Annotated in this window: 17 protein-coding genes, 2 tRNA genes and 1 pseudogene; 5 read left to right on the top strand and 15 right to left on the bottom strand. The window is 61.5% G+C overall.

The window, feature by feature from the left end:
- Positions 1-11: 11 nt before the first annotated feature.
- The gene (gene xapA, locus AB5Y68_RS11905) at positions 12-839 is read right to left on the bottom strand and encodes a xanthosine phosphorylase (protein ID WP_039040732.1); all 828 of its coding nucleotides are present in this window, start codon (positions 837-839) and stop codon (positions 12-14) included.
- Positions 840-1,147: 308 nt separating this feature from the next.
- Here xapA and AB5Y68_RS11900 point away from each other — a divergent pair, with 308 nt between their 5' ends.
- The gene (locus AB5Y68_RS11900; protein WP_039040731.1) at positions 1,148-2,086 is read left to right on the top strand and encodes a LysR family transcriptional regulator; all 939 of its coding nucleotides are present in this window, start codon (positions 1,148-1,150) and stop codon (positions 2,084-2,086) included.
- Positions 2,087-2,131: 45 nt separating this feature from the next.
- Here the strand turns inward: AB5Y68_RS11900 and AB5Y68_RS11895 are convergent, their stop codons facing one another.
- The 10 genes and pseudogenes from AB5Y68_RS11895 to cmoM form a co-directional block, all read right to left on the bottom strand.
- The gene (locus AB5Y68_RS11895) at positions 2,132-2,440 is read right to left on the bottom strand and encodes a putative quinol monooxygenase (RefSeq protein ID WP_039040730.1); all 309 of its coding nucleotides are present in this window, start codon (positions 2,438-2,440) and stop codon (positions 2,132-2,134) included.
- A 264-nt stretch (positions 2,441-2,704) separates the two neighbouring features.
- Positions 2,705-3,190 carry a GNAT family N-acetyltransferase gene (locus tag AB5Y68_RS11890; protein ID WP_039040729.1) on the bottom strand — a complete coding sequence of 162 codons (486 nt, stop codon included), beginning with the start codon at positions 3,188-3,190 and terminating at the stop codon, positions 2,705-2,707.
- Between the two features lie 17 nt (positions 3,191-3,207).
- Positions 3,208-3,681, bottom strand: coding sequence for a cupin domain-containing protein (locus AB5Y68_RS11885; RefSeq protein ID WP_039040728.1), 474 nt, complete (start codon positions 3,679-3,681; stop codon positions 3,208-3,210).
- A gap of 287 nt (positions 3,682-3,968) precedes the next feature.
- On the bottom strand, positions 3,969-4,355 hold the full coding sequence (locus AB5Y68_RS11880) for a septal ring lytic transglycosylase RlpA family protein (protein ID WP_039040727.1): 387 nt from the start codon (positions 4,353-4,355) through the stop codon (positions 3,969-3,971).
- Between the two features lie 621 nt (positions 4,356-4,976).
- Positions 4,977-5,567: a hypothetical protein gene (locus AB5Y68_RS11875; protein ID WP_039040726.1), complete on the bottom strand. Its 591-nt coding sequence runs from the start codon at positions 5,565-5,567 to the stop codon at positions 4,977-4,979.
- A 104-nt stretch (positions 5,568-5,671) separates the two neighbouring features.
- A pseudogene (locus tag AB5Y68_RS11870) lies at positions 5,672-6,088 on the bottom strand (septal ring lytic transglycosylase RlpA family protein).
- Between the two features lie 437 nt (positions 6,089-6,525).
- The gene (gene mukB, locus AB5Y68_RS11865) at positions 6,526-10,953 is read right to left on the bottom strand and encodes a chromosome partition protein MukB (protein WP_039040725.1); all 4,428 of its coding nucleotides are present in this window, start codon (positions 10,951-10,953) and stop codon (positions 6,526-6,528) included.
- A gap of 45 nt (positions 10,954-10,998) precedes the next feature.
- Positions 10,999-11,736: a chromosome partition protein MukE gene (gene mukE / locus AB5Y68_RS11860; RefSeq protein ID WP_029314572.1), complete on the bottom strand. Its 738-nt coding sequence runs from the start codon at positions 11,734-11,736 to the stop codon at positions 10,999-11,001.
- Positions 11,717-13,036 (bottom strand): chromosome partition protein MukF, encoded by a 1,320-nt coding sequence (gene mukF, locus AB5Y68_RS11855; protein WP_039040724.1) that lies wholly within the window; start codon positions 13,034-13,036, stop codon positions 11,717-11,719. Before mukF ends, mukE begins: the two co-directional genes overlap by 20 nt.
- A gap of 114 nt (positions 13,037-13,150) precedes the next feature.
- Complete coding sequence (gene cmoM / locus AB5Y68_RS11850; protein ID WP_039040723.1) at positions 13,151-13,927, bottom strand: tRNA uridine 5-oxyacetic acid(34) methyltransferase CmoM; 777 nt, start codon at positions 13,925-13,927, stop codon at positions 13,151-13,153.
- A gap of 128 nt (positions 13,928-14,055) precedes the next feature.
- Here cmoM and elyC point away from each other — a divergent pair, with 128 nt between their 5' ends.
- The 4 genes from elyC (at position 14,056) to AB5Y68_RS11830 (ending at position 19,412) form a co-directional block, all read left to right on the top strand.
- Positions 14,056-14,841, top strand: coding sequence for an envelope biogenesis factor ElyC (gene elyC / locus AB5Y68_RS11845; RefSeq protein ID WP_039040722.1), 786 nt, complete (start codon positions 14,056-14,058; stop codon positions 14,839-14,841).
- Positions 14,842-14,976: 135 nt separating this feature from the next.
- Positions 14,977-15,732 (top strand): triose-phosphate isomerase, encoded by a 756-nt coding sequence (gene tpiA, locus AB5Y68_RS11840; RefSeq protein ID WP_029314576.1) that lies wholly within the window; start codon positions 14,977-14,979, stop codon positions 15,730-15,732.
- 143 nt (positions 15,733-15,875) lie between these two features.
- Positions 15,876-16,847 carry a 6-phosphofructokinase gene (pfkA, locus tag AB5Y68_RS11835; protein WP_010674852.1) on the top strand — a complete coding sequence of 324 codons (972 nt, stop codon included), beginning with the start codon at positions 15,876-15,878 and terminating at the stop codon, positions 16,845-16,847.
- Between the two features lie 1,308 nt (positions 16,848-18,155).
- Positions 18,156-19,412, top strand: coding sequence for an amidohydrolase (locus tag AB5Y68_RS11830; RefSeq protein WP_368207177.1), 1,257 nt, complete (start codon positions 18,156-18,158; stop codon positions 19,410-19,412).
- A gap of 70 nt (positions 19,413-19,482) precedes the next feature.
- Here the strand turns inward: AB5Y68_RS11830 and yjjG are convergent, their stop codons facing one another.
- The 4 genes from yjjG to AB5Y68_RS11810 form a co-directional block, all read right to left on the bottom strand.
- Positions 19,483-20,163 carry a pyrimidine 5'-nucleotidase gene (gene yjjG / locus AB5Y68_RS11825; protein ID WP_010674855.1) on the bottom strand — a complete coding sequence of 227 codons (681 nt, stop codon included), beginning with the start codon at positions 20,161-20,163 and terminating at the stop codon, positions 19,483-19,485.
- 33 nt (positions 20,164-20,196) lie between these two features.
- Positions 20,197-21,681, bottom strand: coding sequence for a leucyl aminopeptidase family protein (locus AB5Y68_RS11820; protein ID WP_368207175.1), 1,485 nt, complete (start codon positions 21,679-21,681; stop codon positions 20,197-20,199).
- Positions 21,682-21,825: 144 nt separating this feature from the next.
- A tRNA-Met gene (locus tag AB5Y68_RS11815) sits at positions 21,826-21,902 on the bottom strand.
- Between the two features lie 96 nt (positions 21,903-21,998).
- Positions 21,999-22,075 (bottom strand) — tRNA-Met (locus tag AB5Y68_RS11810).
- Positions 22,076-22,082: the final 7 nt, after the last annotated feature.

Raw genomic sequence — 22,082 nt, 5'->3', positions numbered from 1 at the left:
TCGTTCCCTGCTTACTGGAAGTGGTGCTGGATGAAGGCGTTGATGAGGCGGATGAAGTCCGCTTCCGCCAGCTTGGCGCACTTGAGGGTCTGCTCGTGGGAGAGCTGCACATCCCCCAGCCCCTCCGCCATGTTGGTGATGGCGCAGATGGCCAGCACCGGCAGCGAGCAGTGGGCGGCGCTGACCACCTCGGGCACCACCGACATCCCCACCACGTCGCCCCCGATGATCTGCATCATGCGGATCTCGGCGGCGGTCTCGAAACAGGGGCCGCTGTAGGAGACGAACACCCCCTGATTGACGGCGATCCCCTCCCGCTCGGCCAGCGCCAGCGCCTCGCAGCGCAACCCCTTGTCATAGGCATTGGCCAGGCTGAAGAAGCGCGGGCCGTAGGCCTCGTCATTGGCACCCGTCATGGGGGTGCCCGGCATGGTGTTGATGTGATCGTTGAAGATGACCAGGGAGCCGACCCCGATGCGCTCCGGGCGCAGCGAGCCGGCCGCATTGGTTACCAGCAGCAGCTCGCAGCCCAGGCGCTTGAAGGTGCGCACCGGGGTAGTCATCACCTTCATGGTTTCGTGTTCGTAGTAGTGGCCGCGCCCCTTCATGCAGACCACATCCACCCCGTGCAGCTTGCCGAGCACCAGCTCGCCGCTGTGGCCGGCCACCGTGCTGACCGGGAAGCCGTCCAGCTCCTCGTAGGGAATGGTGACCTTCTCTTCCAGCGCATCGGCCAGCACGCCGAGGCCGGAGCCCAGGATCATGGCGGCGCGGGGGGCAAACCCCGGCTTGCGGGCGAGAATGGTGGCGACGGCGTTGAGTACGGGATCGTGTTGCATGAGTTGTACCTCTTGAGGCTGTGAATGAGACATGACGCTCACTCTAGGGGAGGTATTGGACGACAAAAATCGCTAAAATCGGCCTGATTATCCCGATATACAACACAATGACCGGCGTAGTGGGGTAATGACGCACCCGAAATGGCCCAAAAACCGCTGCTTCATGCCATTTCTCAGTCAAACGGGTCGCCGGAGGGGGAAAACCGATGTGATGCGGATCGCGGTGTCAGGAGGGACCCGCCTCCCTGCCCCGCCATTCCCGTGCCCGAACTTTGACGGCGATCTCACCCTTAAAGCCTGGAGAGACCATGTTCCCGGACACCCAATGGCGCGATCGCGTCACCCTCAAGATGTTGCGTTACTTCCATGAAGTGGCCAGCCAGGGCCACTTCAGCCGGGCAGCCCTGCGGCTCAATGTCTCCAAATCGCCGCTCAGCGCCCAGATAAAGGAACTCGAATCCCTGCTGGGGGTGGCCCTGTTTGAGCGCCACACCCGCCAGGTGAACCTGACCCCCACAGGGCGTCTGTTGCAGGCCGAATGCGATCGCCTGTTCGACGTGCTGGAGAGCGGCCTCAACCGGGTGGTGCAGGCGGGGCGCATGGAGCGCAACCAGATCCGCATCGGGCTGGTCAGCTCCATCTTCTGGGCCGGCTTTGGCGAGGTGATCCGCCAGTGTCACCAGCGCCACCCCGAGTGCGAGATCTCCTTCACCGAGCTCTCCCCCGAGCGCCAGAAGCAGGCGCTGGCCAGCAAGGAGATAGACATCGGCCTCGCCCGCTTCGCCGACACCCTCAACATCCACCCGCTGCAGGCCGAGACCGTCTATCGGGAGTCCATGGTGCTGGTGGTATCGGACGAGCATCCCCTGCGGGATCGCAAGCGGGTCTCTCTCCCTGAACTCGCCGCAGAGCCCTTCGTGCTGATGAGCCGCGCCAACTCAGCCTCCACGGATCTCATCATCAACGCCTGCCTGGTGGAGGGCTTTTACCCCCGCCTGCGTCAGGAGGTGGTGGAACCCAATACCCTGATGGCCGTGGTGGCCACCAGCCAGCAGGTGGCCCTTGTGCCCGCGAGCTACGCCCGCCAGAAGTGGCCCCACGTGCGCTTCATCCGCCTCGAGCAGGGGATCCCCGCCGATCTCTGCGTGCTCCATGCTCCGCCCCTGGCCGGGCAGCCGACGACCACCGCCATCCGCCACTTCATCGACACCATGAGCGAGCAGATGAACCTGCCGGAGCGAGGCTGAAGGCAAAAAGCCCGATGAGGGGATCATCGGGCTCTGCGGCAAGGATCAGGGGCTCACTTCTTCCATGAAGACAAGCCGAAGGGGTTCGGCCAGCAGCTCGTCCGCCTGGCGGGCGAAAGCCTGGAAATACGCGGTCTCACAGTGGGCATCCAGGGCGGCCTGACTCACGAAGGCTTCCCGCATGTAGAAGGTGCCGGGTTCATCCTTCAACTCGAACAGCACGTAATCGAGGTTGCCCGGCTCCTGGCGAGTGGGGTCAATCAAGGCAAGCAGGGCATCGCGAAGGCGCTCTCCCATGCCGTCACGGGCCTTGAGCACCGCGATCGATACCAGTTTGTCTGTCTCTTTTTTCATCCAGTTTTCTCCGTTGTACATCGTCAACACGCCAGAGAGTGCAACCTGGACAGCGATTTATACTGCCGGATGCCCCCCATCAGACGTTGCCCAGTGTAGGCAGGACGGTGGGGGCCATATAGGGGGGCAGAATGAACACTGTGTTCAACGGGGTGGATAACCACGCCGTGCACGGAGGAACAAACGAGTGAGAGGGATCATGGCGCAAAGGGTGGCAACGGGGCCCGCCAGGAGGCGGCACGGCTTGCTGCCCCCTGGTCCAGGCTAAGGGCCAGCAGACCAGCGCTCAACGTCAAGGCAATAGGTGGTGAAAGGGTGTTCGCCCAGGCGCGTTTTCCTCACCCAGATGGCCCGTCTGGCGAGGGATCGATAAGGCGGGCGGGTATCCAGCAGGTGAAAGAGGATCGTCCGATGGCCAAGCTCCCTCGCCCACCCCATCATCTCGTTGAAAATCGCCACGCCGCTTCCCCAGCCGCCCCTGGCGAGCACAATGGCAAGCTCCACTCCCTCGTCATCGGGCTGGATGCCGCACCACCCCGCCAGGGTGCCGTCGAGGAAGATGGCGCGCACGCGACAACCTGGCCGGGCGTCGACTCCCAGCTTGTACGCCATCCAGTCGTGCACCCCGGCCACATCGAAAAGCGGGTGATGGATCAGGTGCTTTCGCAGCGTCTCGTCGTTGAGCAGTGGCAGAAAATCCTCTGCCCTGACAGCAGAAAAGGGGCTGAACACCATGGAGGTCTCTCTCATTGCCCGAAGAGGCCCCCCTAGTAGGGGGAGCCATCCTTGTGTCTGGCTGACCAGGCGCCATCGGCACCCTGTACCAGGGCCAGATCGTCGTCGGGATAGTCGACGGTATCCCCTGGCAGCCTGTCCCCCACCTCGAGATAGACAGCGTCCACCTCACCGTGGTTGAGCAACTGGTGGGCCAGGCCGCTGCCCCCCTTGAAGCCGATGCACTCCCCCGGCGACATCCGGTACTCCTCCTCCCCGTGGCGCAGGGTGGGATTGCCCGAGAGCACATAGACGAACTCGTCCTGCAGGCCGTGATGGTGCTTGAGCGCCGAGATGGCCCCCGGTGCCAGGGTCGTCAGATTGACCCCGAAATTGGCGAGGCCGAAATGATCCCCCAGCCTGCGCCGGGTGCGGTGCTTGACCAGGGAGGCAAAGGGCTCCGGATAGAGGGACTTTGCCTTGTGCTCGGGGATGGCCGTTGCCTGAATGGCGCGTTTGTCAGTCATGTTCTGATCCTCCCTGTGAATGACGTCTCTCTTTATAGCCTGCTCCTTAGCGGCGAAACATGGGCAGGGGTTGAAGGAGTGTCTCGCACGCCATGCCATGCCCGGTTGCCGCCAGATGGCAAAGACACCCTGTTTTTCGTTTGGCTATCTTAATGGCGCACCGGAAAATGGGAAGCCGCGTCGGCAACCTCACCAATGGAATGAAGAAGATGGCCCGCGATCACTGGGAAGCATCCTCTTCCAGCGGCCCGGGTATGGAGGGGCTCGGGCACATGCAGAACCGGCGACTAGAGCACCTCAATCCTGACCTTGATAAGCCCGGATCGGGGATTGCCGATGGCGCTGAACGCCGCCCTGGAGAGATCGATGATGCGCCCGCGGGGAAAATTGCCCCTGTCGTTGACCCTGACCACCACGCTCTTGTCGTTGGCGAGGTTGGTGACCCTCACCAGGGCGCCGAAGGGCAACTCCATGTGGGCGGCGGTGTTGGCGTGGCGCTGGTAAGGCTCCCCGCTGGCGGTGCGCTTGTTGTGGTAGCGATCGGCGTAATAGGAGGCGAGCCCCGTCTGGGTATAGCCTCGCCAGTTGCCCGCACTGCCTGCATCAGGCTGGCTGCTGCAGGCTGCCAGCAGCAGGCACAGGGAGGCCAGCAGCCCTTTTTGTCGCGTCGTCATGCGTTGCTTCCTCGATGGGACAGAGCGACCAGCATCGCCAGTCAGGCTTCCGTTAACAGGGGCCTACTCTCTCACATTTCCCATGGAAAACGGGAGGCCCAGGCCTCCCGTTTGTGTGTTCACCCGTCAGCCCCTGTCAGGTGATAACGAGATCTGTACACCTCTCCTGAGTCCGCTAGGATCCTGATCGTGGAGCCGTGTGCAGTACGAAGGGGCTGGTAAACATGCACAATCAGCCCTTCATTTTTCGTCAACTGTTCCAGCGGTAAGGCTGGGTTAAGTGATTGAACGTATGAAAAAAGGCTCCAGAAGCCAGCCACGATGGCTACCGCCACCAGAAACTTGGTCCACCCCTTTTACATGGCACGGACACCGAACACACGCCAGAACCAGGTGGCTTGAATGCGCGCCTTCGTCATGCGCCATTGTTTGCGTAATTCAAAAAATTCCATAGTCATACTGTATTTATCCCTGATCCCCCTCCTCCACCTTGTAACCAAGGCGCTCATAAAACTGCACCGCCCTCTGGTTACCCGTAAAACTGGATAAATTCACCCGGCATTGTGTGATTCATAGAGATCATTTCCCCATCACTGGCGATGAACGATTTAAAAATAACAATTACTCTGCTGTCGCTCCCTTGTGGCAAGCCAAAGCCACAATAGCTAAGGAGAGGATGGTCAATATCAACAAGTGCTGGGCCAGCCATTCGTCGCTTGGCTTATAACGCAGTAGGCTTTTGTACGTATTTTCATAACTTATCAAGACCTGCTCACCTTCCTGCACCTGCCACGCCTGTTCGAAATAAAAGGGCCACCAAAATCTGTAATAAGGCTGACTCCAGACCGTGACCCGTTTTCCTTTTGCGGCAAGCAACGCTGCTTTGTTATAGATACTACCTCGATAGGCTATTTCCTCTCCCGGGTCCGTCAGGATCCTGATCGCGGAGTTATGTGCAGTACGGAGGGGCTTATAAACCTGCACAAGCACCCCCTCATTTTTCGTCAACTGTTCCAGCGGCAGGATGGGGTTAAGCAATTCAACGTAAAAAAACACGCTCCAGAAGCCGGCCATGATGGCTACCGCCACCAGAAACTTGGTCCACCCCTTTTGCATGGCACGGACGCCGAACACACGCCAGAACCAGGTGGCTTGAATGCGCGCCTTCGTCATGCGCCATTGTTTGCGAAACGCGAAAATGTCCATAGCCATGCTTTATTCATCCCTGTGTATGTTTCCAGCCGCTATCTGCTGCAAGGACATTACGATCTGCAGAGCCCACCATATTCCACCAGACTCTGCGACATCGTAAGTGGTCACAACACCTCAACCTTTACCTTGATAACACCTTCGCGAATATTGCCGATGGAGCCGAAGGCGGATTTGGAGAGATCGATAATTCGCACGCTTTTAAAGGCGCCGCGATCATTGACCTTGACCACTACGCTCTTGCCGTTGGCGAGGTTGGTGACCCGTCGCACCATGGAGCCAAAGGGCAATTCCATATGGGCAGCGCTACTGAGGTTATTGAGATAGCTCTAGCCGCTGGCGGTCTTTTTACCGTGATAACGGTCGGCATAATAGCTGGCGTAACCGGTCTCGCTTTAGCCGCGCCAGCTGCCGCCGCGGCTCTCGTCATAACGGCTGCTACAGGCTGCCAGCAGCAGGCAGACAAGCAACAGCCCCCCTTTGCAGGCCGATTGCACCACTCCTTCTCTCCCGATGCCGCGCATCTACTTCTCCTCGCTCACCTTGCCGGATAGATAGCCCGGCTGATCATATCGCGTCGCAGTAACGGGTAGATTCTCCCCATACCGGCAAGCCACCGCAATGTAGGCGGCCCCTTGCCATCATGGGGCCAGCCCAGTTGCCAACGCAGTGGTCGCCGCGATTGTTGCAATAAACATAGGCTTTAAATCACCACTGTTACACCCAAGAGACAATCAAGGTGCCACTTCTCTGCTCGCGTTTGCCAACTCGCGCACACAAACACCCTCCGATCTGCGTCCGCAACCCAGCACAACAAGAGGGATACTTATTAACCAGAACCGGGCAAACCCGTTCATCCGTAGCCTTATCCCATCACAGGCAGCGCCGCTACTTTGCCATATTCTTCCAATAAAAAGGGAGGCGAATGCCTCCCTTTTCTCTTGCTATTTGCCCATCAGAGTCAGGCGATGAGCTTGTCGTCGGCGAAGCCAAAGCCGCGCAGCCCCACCACATGCACATGTTCGTGCTTGCCCTGCACCTTGCGGATGAGCTTGTAGGTAGTGCCCTTCTCGGGGCTGATGTTCTCCGGCGCCGCGATGAGGAGCTGCATGTCCTGCCGCTCGCACAGCTCGAACAGGGTGGCGATGGATTTGCCATCAAGCCGCGCCGCTTCGTCCAGGAACAAGAGGCGGCAGGGAGCGATGTCCTTGCCGCGCAGACGGCGGGACTCCTCCTCCCAGCTGATCAGCACCATGAGCAGGATGGCCTGACCGGTGCCGATCGCCTCGCCGGTGGAGAGGGCGCCGCTCTCGGCCCGCAGCCAGCCGTCGGCCCCGCGCTGCACCTCGATCTCCAGCTCCAGGTAGTTGCGATAGTCGAGCAGCACGTCTCCCATCACCTGATAGTTGCGCTCCCCCTGCTCCACCTGCGGATTGAGACGCTGGAAGAGCTTGGCCATGGCCTCGGAGAAGCTGAGCTCCTTGTCGGCGAAGAGATCGTTGTGCATGGCGCTCTGATCGGCGAGTGCGGTCAGGAGGCGAGTGTGGGCCTCGCGGATATTGACGTTGAGACGCACCCCGCGCACCAGACCGAAGGCGATGTTCTGCAGGCCCTGGTTCAATACCCGGATGCGGTTCTGCTCCCGGCGGATGATGTTGGTGATCTTGGCCGCCACCTCGTGGGAGGAGAGGGACAGATGGGTTTCCCGCTGCTTGAGCTCGTCGGCGAGGCGCGCCAGCTCGATCTCCATCTCCTCGATGGCTTCCACCGGATCGTCCGAGCGGATGATGTCGTTGCGGATGCGATCTTTCAGGTAACGGTAGACCTGCACGTAGAAGGCGACCTTCTGCTCGGTGCTGCGGTTGCCTTCCGACAGGCGCAGCGCATCGCGCAGGGCCTCGTCGTGGGCCACCGCCACCCGCAGGGCGCCGAGGGCCTTGTCCGACATGGAGCGCAGCTCGTCGCTGTCAAGATAAGCCAGCTCGCGCTTGTTCAGACGCTTCTCGACGTCGGTCTCCCGTGCCAGACGCACCACCCGCGACCAGCTCGCCTTGTGACCCACCAGGGATTTGCGGGCGCTGTAGTAATCCTTGCCTTCGAGCTTGAGACGACCGCCAAGGGATTCGATTTCGCGCTTGCACACCTGCAACTGGGCCTCGGCGCTGGTGCGGCGGGTCCGGGTGCGGATAAGCAGCTCTTCAATCTCTTTCTTGTGGGCACGGGCCTTCTCTTCCATGTCATCCGACAGGGTCAGCCCCATGGCCGCCAGCTCCTGCTCGAACTCCGCCAGGGTCTGCCCCTTGGCCGAGGCGCTGGAATCGAGCGCCGTGCGCAGTTGCAGCGCCTCGGTGTGGCGCTGGGTGATCTGCTTGTGCTGCTCACCGGCGGTGCGGGCGGCAAGCTCCGCCGCCTTGAGCTTCTCTTTGAGTCGCTCGCTCATCTCGGAGGCCTTGCCCAGCAGGTCTTGCGCATCCTGATAGGCAAAGTGCGGCAAACGGGCCACCAGCTGATCGAGGGCGTAGCAGCGGCGCTTCTGCTCGGCCAGCAGGTCGCTCACCTCGTCAAAGGCCGCCTGCAGGGCCGCCAGATCCTGGGGATCCTGGCGCAGCACCTGCACCATGGTTTCCAGTTTTTCCAGCGCCTTGCCGTGTTTGGCGATAAAGGCTTCGGCTGTTTTAAGCGCCTCCACGTCGGCGTGAGCCGCCTCGAGGCGGGCCGCCAGGTCTGCCTCGGCAAACAGGTGGGCAAAGGGCAGCATCCCCTGCACCAGCTGGATATGGCGGGTCAGCTGGGCGGCGGCTGCTTTGGCATCACTCAGCTGCTTGTCGCACTCGGCGATGGTTTCTTGCAGCTTGCGCTGCTCGTGCTGCTTGGCCTGCACCTCGGCTTCGGGGTCCGGGCGGAAGGCGATATCCAGATGCTGACCGATAAAGTCGCGGAAGTGGCCGTAGAGACGGTGATACTTCTGCTGCTCGAAGGCGGCCTTGGCGTAGCCCTCAATGAGGTTTTCCCGCTCAAGATCGAGCTGCTCGATCCGTTTTTCCCGGGCGGCGCGGCCAAACAGCGGCAGATCGGGGTAGCGGGAGAAGCGCACCTGACGCTTGCTGGTGCGCACCAGCACGGCGTCCCCCAGCTCGTCCGCTTCCACCAGATCCTCGTCAAAGGAGTCGGGGTTGCCCTGAATGAGGTAGATATCTTCCGGGCAATCTTCCAGCTTTTTCAGCCGCTCGATGGCGCCTTCGAGGTCGAGCACCACCAGGGCGCTGCGAGCCGGGCCGTAGAGCGCGGAGTAGTAAGGGGCATCGTCGATGGAGATGTCGTCATAGACGTCCGAGAGCAGCACGCCCCCCACCTGCTCGGCGATGCGGGCAAGACGGGGATCCGCCTCGCCGGCCCCCAGCTGCAGGTTGCGAATTTGCATCTCCAGCGCCTGTTTCTGGCCCTGAATGCGGTTGCTCTCCTGCTCGAACTCCCGCTCCTTGTCGAGCACGCTCTGCATGCCGGAAGAGAGTTCTTCGGCGGTGGCCAAGGTCAAGCCACTCTGCTCGCGCAGTTGCTCGAGTTTTTCAAAGGATTTGAGCCAGCGCGGGGCCAGCTTGGTGAGCTCGCTAATATCGCGGCCCAGCTGAGTGCCCTGATGCTCGAGGCTGGCGCGGCGCTGATTGGCCTCCGCCTGCTGCTCGGCGAGCTCCTCCTGGCGGGTGCGCTGGGCTTCGAGGAAGATCTCGAGCTCGTCCTGGCTGGCAATGTGCTGACCAGACGCCTGGGCCAGCTCGTCTCGCAGCCGCAAGAGCGTCTTCTGGCTCTCGCTCTCTTTCTCAAGGCGAGCCAGGGCGGCGCGCAGTCCTTGCCCCTGGGCAATGCGGGCCTTGTCTTCGATGTGGCGCTTGAGCAGCCCCTGCGCGGTAGGCCAGGCAGCCTCGCGCACTGTTTCGGGGGCGATGCTCAAAAGCAGCGCCAGCGCCGCTTCGTGTTCGGCCACCGCCGCCTTGGCCAGCGCCAACTGCTGCTCGGCCCCCAGCACCCGGCTGGTGAGGCTCTGCTCGGCTGCGCGGAACTGATGCAGGGTGTCGCTCGCCTGCGCAGGCTCGAGCCCCGGCAACTCGCACTGCTCGCGGGCGTTTTCCAGGGCCTGCACCGCCTGACGGTACTGGATGGCGCGGGTCTGCTGGATATCGAGCGCCTGCTGGTAGTCGGCCAGCTGGGTCTTGAGGCTGTCTACCTCTGCCTGGGCCAGCTCCTTGCGCTCCTCCACTTCCAGCAACTGGCCGTGGATCTCTTCCACCACCGCCTGCTGCTGCTCCAGCTTGTCGTTGAGCTCCGCCAGATCGGCGCGATAGAGGGCAATCTTCTTTTGCAGCGCCACGGCCGCCATCACCTTGGCCAGGTGCTCGGCGGCGGACTCAAGCTCGTCGGTCAGGAGCTTCTCGCGGTTGGTGAGCTGATCCACCTCGTCCGCCAGATAGATGGCGCGCTGCTTCTCCTCGGCCAGCAGACGGCGTTTGCCGGCGAGCTCAGAGCGTGCCTTGAGGGCCAGCTCGGAGAGGCGGCTCTTCTCGGCAGCGCCCCGCACATACTCCGCGGCCACATAGTGGGTGGTCTCGGTGATGAGATTCTTGAAGAGATCCCGCTGACCCTGGGTCTCCTTGATGGCTTCCAGGGTGCGGCGGTTCTCGTAGATGGCCGCCTCCATGTCCTGGAACGCCTTGCGTACCCCGGAGTTCTCCGGCAGCAGGTATTCACGCAAGGAGCGGCTGATGGAAGACGAAATACCGCCGTAGAGGGAGGCTTCGATCAGGCGATAGAACTTGCCACGATCCTTCTGATCCCGCAGCTTCTTCGGGGTGATGCCGAACTCGAACATGAAGTTGTGATAATCGGTCACCGTATTGAACTTGGCGACCTTGATGGCGCCAAGCTCCGCTGCCGCCCCCTTCAGATCGGCGAAGGCACGTACCCGGCCCTTGCCGTCATCGAGCTTCTCCAGCAGCAGATCCGTGGGCGCCAGGTGCTCGGGTACATCCACCAGGGCGAACGGGGTGATGTTGACCTTGTTGTCACGGTTGGCCACCTGTTCGAGGTGGACGCCGACCCAGATCCGCTGCTCGCGGCTGTTCATCACTTCCAGCAGCGAATAGCAGTGGCCACGCTGCAGCTTGCCGTAGAGCCCCTTGTCGCGGGAGGCACTGCTGGAACCCGCTTCCGTGGTATTACGGAAGTGAAGCAGTGACTGGTCGGGAATGAGGGCCGCGATAAAGGCCGCCATGGTGGTGGACTTGCCCGCGCCGTTGCCGCCGGACAGGGTCGTGACCAGCTGGTCGAGATCGAAGGTGCGGGCGAAGAAGCCGTTCCAGTTGACCATGGTCAGGGATTTGAATTTGCCTCTCACGCCACACTCTCCATCAAACCGGCAGACACCATCAGTGCCGGCACATTAACGTTGCAGATCATCTTCCACCTCCAGCTCCAGCTGCTCTTCGTCCAGATCCTCTTCGATATCCTCGAACAGGGAATCGCTGCTCGGCATCTCGTCGTCGTGGAAAATGGCCTCCCCTTCCTGGATCATCCGCAGTTGCACCGCGCGGGGATCCTCGTCGGAGCGCACATCGGCGGCGAAGCGGAACACGGACTCGTTGACCCGGAATTTGTCGCTGTTGCCAAGGGGGGTGATCATCCCGAGGCGTTTGAGGCGACGCATGGAGGTGCGGATCTTCTCGAGGAGCTTCTTCTTGTCCAGATCCGTGCCGCCGGAGCGGCTGTTGACCATGCGCAGCAGTTGCTTCTCGTCCGCCAGACTCAGCACCTCTTCTTGCAGCTCGCCCATGGCGAACACCCCTTCAGAGGCGAGCCTGTCCGGGCTCAGGAACAGGTAGCAGAGCACCTTGCCCACCAGCATATCGAGCTCAGATAACACTGTTGTTCCGATGTCGGCGCTCGGGCGCGGACGCAGGTAGAAGAAGCCTTCCGGCGCCTTGATGAGTTCCACCTGATAGCGACCGTAGAAGATCTCCAGCTCCTGGTGGTACTCCACCAGGGCAGAGTGCTGCTCGAATTCGTCGGCACTGATGTGGCGACCGGAGCGCAGGGCGGTGTCGATGCGCGGAAACAAGGGGTTGGCGATGGCCTCTGCGAGACGCAGGGGCAAGGGGAATTCAGTATTGATCGATGACATAGGCCTGAACCTTGGATCCAGCTTGGTTGATGGGTTTCCATGCGGGTTGGCGGTGGTGCTCGCGCTCACCGCTGGCATGGCCGAGACGCACGGCCTGATCGATCAGGAGGCGCGCCACGTCGAAGTGGGCATGGGCCGGGTAGTCCAGCAGGTATTCCCGCAGCACGTCGGCAAGATCCAGCCGATCTCCCTGCTCCGGGTAGCGGGCCAGGTAGCGCTCGATGCGCTCCGCCAGCTCCTGGTTGATGTCCACCATCTCCACGTACTCCATCTCGAGGGGCACCTCGCCGGTCACCTCCTCGTCGTGGATGGCGATGGTTTCATCCCGCAGCTCCAGCAAACGGGGCTCTTCGGCCACCCGCAACAACCAGCTGTGCTGCTCGAAGTTGCGGATGGATTCCCGCAGCCGCTGGCTGAAGGCGCGGTTCTTGTCCATGTCGATGGCGTTGCGGATGAACTTGTGGACGTGCCTGTCATAACGGGACCAGAGCTCGATGCACTGCTGGCCCCAGGCGGTGATGACGTCCAGACGCCCCTGCAGGGCGTGGGTCAGCTCCTCGACATGGAACAGATCATCGCGCCCCTGGGCCGCTTCCTGAATGTTGAGCAGCCCCGCCTGCAGGCGGTGGCCGGCGGCGTCCAGGGTGTCCTGCAACTCGCGCAGGGTCTGGCCGGTCTCGTGCAGGAGCTTCTCGCAGCTGTGGATGGCATCGACCCAGTTCTGGGTCAGCAGGGCCGCGATCTCGCTCTTGACCTGGTTTTGCTGCTCGTCCATGGCGCGCTGGGTGAGATCGATGCGCCCGAGCGTCTCTTCCAGGGAGAAGGAGAGGCGCGGCAGCACCTCGGCGTCCCACTGCTCCCGGGTGTTGGTCTCGAGCGCCGCCTTGCGGGCGGTGTCGAGCTCGGCCGCCAGGTGCTCGAGCAGGATGGAGAGCTTGATGGAGTCCACCTGGCGCTGATCCATGAAGAAATCGACGATGCTCATGCCAAGGCGCGACAGGCGGTAGAGGCTCTCCCCCGCCACCATGTCGGTGGTGAAACGCGACAGCAGTTGCTGGCGAATGAGATCGTTGATGGCGTTGTTGGCGCGACCGGTGAGGGTCTCGTCCATCTGGCCGAAGGCACTGCTGACATAGCCAAAGGCATCGTGCAGCGCGGCCTCAGAGAGATCAGACTCGTCCTCGGAGAGCGTCTTGATCGCTATCAGAAAGGCCAGCCTGTCGGTGGGGAGGTTCAGCGCCAACCCCTCCTGTCTGACCCATCCCACCGTCTCTGGCAGGGTACGGGATGTACTCATCATGACGTTATCATCTCGTTGTTATAGTCGGCAGGTCTTCGCCCGCCGTGGTGATATAGGCCGGGGTCGGTGGCGCCCCGGCGGCTGGATCCCGCATCGTATTCACGCCGGTGTGTCTCAACCGGCCGGTTTCTGGGCCATCACATGGATGTAGCGCCCCAGGGAAACAAAGGGCTCCTGGCGGCAATATTGTTGCTCCATGGCCAGCAGGTCCTCGAACTTCTCGACCTGATCCTGCTTGTGGCGCATGTAGTCGTGGATGACACGCACCCCGGTCTTGCCGATGATCCGCAATCCCCCCCGGCCTATCCAGTCATAGACCTGCTCCGGCAACTGGGGATTGGTGGGAGTCAGGGCGGTCTGGCGTTTCTTGCGAAGGCCCAGGCGCACATAGTCGAAATTACCCACCACCAGGCTCTGGAACAGGAGGCCGTGACGATTGTAAAAAAGCAGCGACAGTATGCCCCCTGCCTTGACGAAAGGGAACAGACCCAGCAAGGTCTGGCGCGGCTCGGCGAGCCACTCCAGTACCGCGTGACAGAGCACCAGATCGAAGGTGCCGGTCACCTGGTGCTTGAGATCCTGAATGGGGCAATGGATGAGACGAATTCTGTCTTCCAAGCCCTTCTGGGCGATCTGCTCCCGGGCCAGATCCAGCATTTCTGCCGACAAATCGCACAGCTCCACCTGATGGCCCATGGCCGCCAGTTTCTGGGCGAAGTAGCCAAAGCCGCCGCCGGCATCCAGGATGCGCAGCGGCCGGTTGCCCAGGCGCGCCAGGCAGGCTTCGATGTCACTCCAGACAATGGTGGTGCGAATGCGCCCCTTGGTGGAGTCGTAAATGTTGCGAGCGAACTTGTCCGCGCGCCCGTCAAAACTCTGATCTTGCTTCAAGACACACTCATCTTCGACCGCCCCGCCATGAGGGCCGCAGGAGGAACCACACAGGATTGGGCCACAGGAAAAAAGAGGGGTATTCTGTCACATCCCGAATTTGCTGAAAACTCAAGGACGTGTCTGTCGTGTTCGAGCTCAACTTCTTTGTCATCAAGAAATGGCTGGGCCATCTGCTGATGCCGCTCCCCTTCTCTCTCTCCTTGTTGGTGCTGGCGCTCGCGTTGCTCTGGTTCACCCGTTTTCAGAGAACCGGCAGGCTGCTGGCGACCCTCTCCTTGGTGATCATCGCCCTGATGGGGACGCGGCCGGTGAGCTACGAGCTGGCCCGCAGCCTGGAGCAGACCTATCCCCCCTTCGAGGTGAGTCAGCATCCTGGCATCCAGGCCATCGTCGTGCTGGGCAACGGTCATGTGAGCGATCCGGCCATCCCAGAGCGCGCCTGGCAAAACAACATCTCCCTGGCGCGCACCCTGGAAGGGGTTCGCCTGGCCCTGGCCTATCCAGAGGCCGAGCTGGTCTTCTCCGGTGCCGTGGCCGGGGATCCCCTGTCGAACGCCGAGGTCAACGCCCGCATGGCGGCCAGCCTTGGCATCCCGCGTGCGCGCATGACGTTGTTTGAAAACAACAAAGACACCCATGACGAGGCGGTCAGCATCGCCGCCCACCTCAACGGCAAGCGGGTGGCGCTGGTGAGTTCGGCCACCCACCTGCCCCGGGCCATGGCCCTCTATCGCAGTCAGGGACTCGATGCGGTGCCGGCTCCCACCGATTACACCGCCAAGCAGAGTCAGGAGCCACAACCCCTCTACAGCTACCTCCCCAAAGGGCGTTATCTGATGTATTCCGAGGCTGCCATTCACGAGTGGATTGGGGTATGGTGGGCCCGTTTGCGTGGGCAGGTCACCGAGTGAGCAATCGCGCCTTGCATTCCTGATTTGGATCAGGAAAGCGAAAAAAAATTACGTCATTTGCCGCCGGGTCAGCTATCTTGGGCTCGGTTCAATTCATATAATGTTGCGCAATCAAATGCCTAGGAGATATAGAAGATGAGACAGCACCTGGTAATGGGTAACTGGAAACTGAACGGCACCAAGGCTTCTGTAGAAGCCCTGATCAAAGGACTGACCCCGGCCGCTGCCGCTCATCCTTCCGTGCAAGTGGCCGTCTGCCCGCCGGTTATCTTTTTGGGTCTGGTTGAACAGCTGACCGCTGGCAGCAAGATCGCCTACGGTGCCCAGAACGCCGACGTTCACGAGTCCGGCGCCTTCACCGGCGAAAACGCCCCCTCCATGCTCAAAGCCTTCGGCTGCACCTACTCCCTGGTCGGCCACAGCGAGCGTCGTACCCTGCACGCAGAGACCGACGACGTGGTGGCTGCCAAGTACGAAGCCATCCAGAAGGGCGGCCTGATCCCCGTGCTGTGCATCGGTGAAACCCTGGCCCAGTTCGAAGCCGGTACCACCAACCAGGTGGTCGAGACCCAGCTCAAGGCCGTGATCGATCGCTGCGGCATCGCCTCCTTCGAGAACGCCGTCATCGCTTACGAGCCGGTATGGGCCATCGGCACCGGCAAGACCGCCACCCCGGAGATCGCACAATCCGTGCATGCTCACATCCGTCAATACCTGGCCGGTTTTGATGCAGCCGTGGCTGCCAAGGTACAGATCCTGTACGGCGGCTCCGTGACTGGCGCCACCGCTGCCGACCTGTTCGGCCAGCCGGACATCGACGGTGGCCTGGTGGGTGGCGCGTCCCTGAAAGTGGACGACTTCTCCCAGATCATCGCTGGCGCCGCCAAGTAAGCGCCAAGCAAAGAGGGGCCCCGCCCCTCTTTGCATATCGCTTTCCTATGGACCCTCTCGCCATAGGAAAGCCGATATAGTAAAAGCGGCCAGCCGTATTTTTCAGAATCTTGATTTTCGACAACTCAGATCCAGAGGCACTCATGACCAAACAAATCAAACGTATTGGTGTTTTGACCAGTGGTGGTGACGCACCGGGTATGAACGCAGCCATCCGCGCCGTGGTGCGCGCCGGTCTGCATCATGGCCTGGAAGTTTACGGCATCTATGATGGCTACCTCGGTCTGCACCAGGACCGTATCGTCAAGCTCGAGCGTCACAGCGTCTCCGACGTCGTGAACCGTGGCGGTACATTCCTCGGCTCCGCCCGTTTCCCCGCCTTCAAGGATCCGAAAGTCCGTGCCGAAGCGGTCGAAAACCTGAAGAAACACGGCATCGATGCCCTGGTGGTCATCGGCGGTGACGGGTCCTACATGGGTGCCAAGAAGCTGACCGAAGAGGGCTTCCCCTGCATCGGCCTGCCGGGCACCATCGACAACGACATCGCCGGTACCGACTTCACCATCGGCTTTGACACCGCCCTGAACGTGGTCGTGGACGCCATCGACCGCCTGCGCGACACCTGCAGCTCCCACCACCGCATCTCCGTGGTCGAGATCATGGGCCGCCACTGCGGCGATCTGGCCATGTCTGCCGCCGTTGCCGGTGGTGCCGAGTACGTGATCGTGCCGGAAGTAGCCTTCGACAAGGAGAAGCTGCTGCAACAGATCAAGGAAGGGGAAGCCAAGGGCAAGAAGCACGCCATCATCACCATCTGCGAGCACGTCACCGACGTCAACGCCCTGGCGAAAGACATCGAGGCCATGACCGGCCGCGAAACCCGCGCCACCATCCTGGGTCACATCCAGCGTGGCGGTTCTCCCACTGCCCGTGACCGTATCATGTCCAGCCGCATGGGTGCCTTCGCCGTCGAGCAACTGCTGGCGGGCCAGGGTGGCCGCTGCGTCGGCATTCAGGGCAACGAGATGGTGCACCACGACATCATCGACTGCATCGAGAACCTGAAGCGCCCGTTCAACCAGGAGCTGTACGATCTCTCCACCACCCTGTTCTAAGGGCTGTGGTCTGACAAAAAACCCTCCTCTGGAGGGTTTTTTTATGCGGGCTCCTCACTCCCTCCTCCCTCTGCGGGGGCCCGACTATCCACTGGCCACTGTCGCCATCTCTTACCCCTTGCCCGGCGGCCCTGAGCCTCTGACCCCACGACCTTCTCCTTTACTTCTTTCCCCCGCTTTTCTGCTTGCTCACCTTGTTCGCGACGGGTCTGGATAAAGGCCTTGGTGCCGCAGAGCCACGGCCCTGCGCCAGGCCTCCCCTGCCCTTCATCCCATCACACTGGCGCCATATAGCAAACCGGGTGGGCCGACGATATCGCCCGCTTTCCCTGCGCGCGGGCCCAGTGGCTCGTCCCCCCAAGAAAACAGCGAAAAACGGGGCTTCCGACCACCCAAGGCCCCATGAAGATCGCCCCCCCATTTTCCCGCCTTCCCCCCTTTCCTTCCATGCTCCTTTGACGGCCGTTTTGTCGTTTTTTCGTACTCTTTTTGCTCCCATCCTGTTTGGGATGAGCAGAAAATTGAGGCTTCATCGGATAACCCTGGCTGGCAACAACCTTGCAGACTGGGGTTGGGAAACAAGTTGTGAGAAAACATGACATGGGATGACAAAACCTGGCTGACAACCACCAACCTCCCTATGACGACATCAATCGGCGCATCCCGCAGGCCATTTTGCTGCTGAAAAATGGAAATCACCACAAAGACCCCAATCGAAACCATCAAGAAGAGAGTTACAAAAACAACGTAACTAGATGTATTTAAAGGATTTATATGTATCCACTTTCACTGACATCACCATAAAACCCTTCTCAGGACAAAAAACGCCCTTAAACTTGGGAAAATGCGAGCATATTTCACCACCAAACCATTTTTGCCTCATAATTACATTTTTCGTTGTTTTATCGTTCTGTTGTGGTATCTTGGTTCCATCATGAGCCAACCAAGGGAGATAAAATCATGAAAGAGTTCGTAGTTACCGCCGTTTTCACCGTGTTTTTCACTCTGGTTGCCGTCTCCATGCCGTCGCTGGCACAGCTCTAAGTCGGTCAATCAGCCATCTGCCACCTCTGCACCAGAGGGGTGGTTCAAAAAACAGACTGCAACATGGTTTTTTGACGTGCTCTGGCAAAGGATGATGCCAAGCCATCATTGAGTGCGATCTGCGCACACAAAACGACCTCGTCGACATCCATGCCATCTTTCAAGGGGAGCCCGGGCTCCCCTTGTCGCATCTCCCCCTGCGGGATTTACTCTTGCCCCCCTGCCCGTCACAATGGCCGCTGGATTTGCCACGCAGGAACCACCATGACTCAGGATGCCTTGCGCCACTGGCGCCGCGACCTTCATCGTCACCCCGAAGCCGCCTGGTGTGAATTTCGCACCACCACCCTCATCGCTCAACACCTCAGTGAACTCGGTTTCTCCATCATGCTGGGGGATCAACTGCTCGCCAGCACCCTCATCATGGGACGGGAAATAGACGTCGAGGCCCAGAAGGCCCGTGCCCTGCACCAGGGGGCGCATCCGGAGTGGCTGACGCGGATCGACGCACTCACCGGCGTGATGGGACTCTGGGAGAGCGGGCGCCCCGGCCCCACCCTGGCGTTTCGCTTCGATATCGATGCGGTGGAGGTCGAAGAGAGCCAGGAGGTGTCACACCTGCCCGGCCAGGGAGGCTGGCACTCCGCCAACCCGGGCTGGATGCACGCCTGTGCCCACGATGGTCACACCGCCATCGGGCTGGTGCTGGCCGAGCGGATCGCGGCCCTCGCCGATCGCCTCACTGGCCGCATCAAGCTCTTCTTCCAGCCGGCTGAAGAGGGCTGCCGAGGCGGCAAGGCGCTGGCGGCAGGGGGGCAGCTCGATGACGTGGACGCCCTGCTGGCACTGCACATCGGCATTCACGCGAGCAGCGGTGAGCTGGTGGTCAACCCCACCGAGTTTCTCTGCTCAACCAAATTCGACGTGGAGTTCATGGGGCAAGCCGCCCATGCGGGGCTCGAGCCCAACGCGGGCCACAATGCCCTGGCGGCGGCCTGCATGGCCACCACCGCCATGCTCGGCATTCCCCGCCATCGGGACGGCATGACCCGCATCAACGTGGGACAGCTCAACGGCGGCAGTGGACGCAACGTCATCCCGGGCCATGCCCGCCTGATGGGGGAGACCCGTGGCGCGACGCCGGCCCTCAACGACTACATGTTCAATCAGGTGCAGCAGATTGTGGAGGGGGCGGCCCTGATGCAGGGCGCGACCTACCACATTCGCAAACAGGGGGAAGCGATCGGCATCGAGAACAGCCCAGCCCTCATCGAGGAAATCGTGCCTCTCGCAGAGGGGATCTCCCTTGATACCATCCACACCCGCCGCTTCGGGGCCAGCGAGGATGCCGGTTTCCTCATCGAGCGGGTACAGCAGCACGGCGGCGAGGCCGCCTATCTCATCCTGGGAGCCAACCTCGCGGCCCCCCACCATCATCCGGAGTTCGACTTCGACGAAGCCGTGCTGGCCCCCGGAGTGGCCTTGCTGGAGGCCTGGCTGCTCGCTCGCCTCGGCCGCTAGCAGACGCCGGATGCAAACAAGGCAGCCCATGGGCTGCCTTGTTTTTTTACACCCTTGCGGACATGGGGACCTACTCTCCCAGCACAATCGCGCAGAGATGGGCGAAGTGGTGGATCTCGTGGGTCGCCTCGCACGGGCCTGTCTCCCGTCCCGGGTTGTACCAGCAGGTGGCAAGCCCCTGGGCGGCGGCACCGGCGATGTCGGTCTTGGGATTGTCCCCCACCATCAGCACCCGCGCCGGGCTCGGCTGACCCATCTGCGCCAGGGCATGCTGGAAGATGGCCGCCGCCGGCTTGGTCACCTGCACCTCGTCAGAGATAACGAGAGGCTCAAACCAGCTGTTCCAGCCCAGTTTGTCGAGGCGCCCGCGCTGGGGCAGGCTGAAGCCGTTGGTGATGATCCCCATTCTGACCTTGCTCTTCAGGGCCTGCAGGGTCTCCTCCACCCCCTCCAGCGGCACGCTCAGGGCGATGATCTGCTGCAGGAAGGTCTCGTTCATCGCCATGGGCGCCACGTTGACCTGCTCGGCAAAGAGCGAAAAACGGGTCTGCTGCAGGTGGGTGGCGTCAATCTCCCCTGAGTTGTACTGCTGCCAGAGCCGCTGGTTGAGGGCATGGTACTCCGCCATCTTGGGGGGAGTCGGCGCCACGCCGTAGATCTGCAGGGTCCGCTCCAGCGCCCTGGCGACCGGAAAATCGAGCAGGGTTTCGTCCAGATCGAACAGCACCCAGTCATAGCTTGCTTGTTTCACGCTTGTCCTTATTGATTGTGCTTGGCCACGTTGTCATGCGTCGGGCGCACCCATCCCCAGAGGGCTGTCGAGCAGGGTCAGGGTCAGCCTGACACCAAAGCCGGTTACCTCGCTGCCCACCACGCCATTGCCCCCCTTGTTGCGAAAACCACTCAGGTCGAGGTGCAACCAGGGAAGCTCGGCGGGCACGAAGCGCGTGAGAAAACGGGCGGCATCGATGTGATCCGGGGAGGCGCCCGGCGCGCACTGTAACAGATCGGCCCACTCGCTATCGAGGTTGTCATCGTAATCCTCGTCCAGGGGGAAGGGCCAGACTCGCTCCCCGCTCTGCTGTCCCAGCGCTATCAGAGTGGTGAGCCACTCGGGGCGGTTGGTGAAGGCGCCGCTGTAACGGCTGCCGAGCGCCCGTTTGCAGGCGCCGGTCAGGGTGGCGTAGTCGATCAACAAGTCGGGTTTGTCCCCGGCCGCCAGGGTCAGGGCATCCGCCAGCACCATGCGACCCTCGGCGTCGGTGTCCACCACTTCGATGGTGGTGCCGTTCAGCGCGGTCACCACCTCACCGGGCCGGAAGGCCTGCGGGCCGATGTGGTTCTCGGCGATGGCGAGCCAGCAATGCACCTCAACGGGGAGTTTCGCCCGGCTGATGGCCAGCAGCGTGCCAAGGGCCACCGCGCTGCCTCCCATGTCCAGGTGCATGCCATACATGCTGCCACCGACTTTCAGGTTGTAGCCACCGGAGTCGTGGCAGATCCCCTTGCCCACCAGCGCGACGCGACGCACCGGGTTGGCCGGACAGTAACTGAGCCTGACGATGGCGGCCTGACCATCCGCCGAACCACGGGCCACCGCCAGGAAGGCGCCAGCCCCCTTCTGTGCCAGGGTCGTCTCATCAAACTCCTGCCACTGCCACCCCTCCTGCTGCGCCAGCTCCCGGGCATAGGCCCGGTAATGGCGGGCATTGAGCTCGGACGCTGGCAGCACTGCCAGGTGGCGAGCCAGACCGTTGCCTTCGGCTTCTGCGCTCAGGCGGGCCATGTCCAGCTCGCAAGGGGGGGAAAGTTGCAACTGCTGATAACCCGGTCTTGTCGCCTCACTCCGTTTCTGGGTCGGCAGGGTCACATCGGCGGCGAGCAGGCAGGCGAGCACCACCCTTGCCAGTTGCGCGCGATGCTCATCGTCAAAGCCCTCCAGATGGAGCGCCAGGTGCGTCGCCTTGAGGCCCGCCAGCGAGCCCACCCAGCTGCGCACCTGCTTGTAGAGCCGATGATCCAGGACCGGGCGGGCATCCATGAAGATCACCCGTTGCAGCCCCTGACTGTCGTCGAGGGAATAGGGGGCCTTCTGACCCAGGGCCATCTGGGTTGCCACGGCGGCAAAGGGAGGCGTCGCCAGCAGGGTATCGCGCGCTGAGTCGGCAATGAGCAGGAGTTTGACGGCAGTCGGCCCTGCCATTACCTCGGCGAGGGAGGTGCTCTGCATCGTGATTTGGGGAGAAGAATAGCTAAAAGGGGTCATCACAGGGTGCGGCCTCATCCATGAACAGAAAGCAGGATGATACCGAACAAATGGCGAGAGGGATCGGAAAAACACACATTATTGTGTGCAAGCAACAGGTGCTGGAGGGGATCAGAGAGGTAATGCAGAAGAAAAGCAGTCAGAAGTTGGTTGCGGGGGCCGGATTTGAACCGACGACCTTCGGGTTATGAGCCCGACGAGCTACCGAGCTGCTCCACCCCGCGTCCGAATTGTATTGCCACCACAAAAAGCAGAGCAGTTGCTTCTTGCTGTCTTCGCTTCCACCGCTGCGCGATGCGCTTGCCATAGACACAAATGGTTGGTTGCGGGGGCCGGATTTGAACCGACGACCTTCGGGTTATGAGCCCGACGAGCTACCGAGCTGCTCCACCCCGCGTCCGAAT

Source organism: Aeromonas sp. R6-1, from assembly GCF_040908165.1.
Lineage (GTDB): Bacteria > Pseudomonadota > Gammaproteobacteria > Enterobacterales > Aeromonadaceae > Aeromonas > Aeromonas caviae.
Note: the sequence above shows the minus strand (reverse complement) of the source record. Positions and strands in the feature narration are given on the sequence as shown.

Coding starts and splice junctions, on each gene's coding strand:
- xapA (WP_039040732.1), bottom strand. CDS start 839: ATGCAACACGATCCCGTACTCAACGCCGTCGCCACCATTCTCGCCCGC.
- AB5Y68_RS11900 (WP_039040731.1), top strand. CDS start 1,148: ATGTTCCCGGACACCCAATGGCGCGATCGCGTCACCCTCAAGATGTTG.
- AB5Y68_RS11895 (WP_039040730.1), bottom strand. CDS start 2,440: ATGAAAAAAGAGACAGACAAACTGGTATCGATCGCGGTGCTCAAGGCC.
- AB5Y68_RS11890 (WP_039040729.1), bottom strand. CDS start 3,190: ATGAGAGAGACCTCCATGGTGTTCAGCCCCTTTTCTGCTGTCAGGGCA.
- AB5Y68_RS11885 (WP_039040728.1), bottom strand. CDS start 3,681: ATGACTGACAAACGCGCCATTCAGGCAACGGCCATCCCCGAGCACAAG.
- AB5Y68_RS11880 (WP_039040727.1), bottom strand. CDS start 4,355: ATGACGACGCGACAAAAAGGGCTGCTGGCCTCCCTGTGCCTGCTGCTG.
- AB5Y68_RS11875 (WP_039040726.1), bottom strand. CDS start 5,567: ATGGCTATGGACATTTTCGCGTTTCGCAAACAATGGCGCATGACGAAG.
- mukE (WP_029314572.1), bottom strand. CDS start 11,736: ATGTCATCGATCAATACTGAATTCCCCTTGCCCCTGCGTCTCGCAGAG.
- mukF (WP_039040724.1), bottom strand. CDS start 13,036: ATGATGAGTACATCCCGTACCCTGCCAGAGACGGTGGGATGGGTCAGA.
- tpiA (WP_029314576.1), top strand. CDS start 14,977: ATGAGACAGCACCTGGTAATGGGTAACTGGAAACTGAACGGCACCAAG.
- pfkA (WP_010674852.1), top strand. CDS start 15,876: ATGACCAAACAAATCAAACGTATTGGTGTTTTGACCAGTGGTGGTGAC.
- AB5Y68_RS11830 (WP_368207177.1), top strand. CDS start 18,156: ATGACTCAGGATGCCTTGCGCCACTGGCGCCGCGACCTTCATCGTCAC.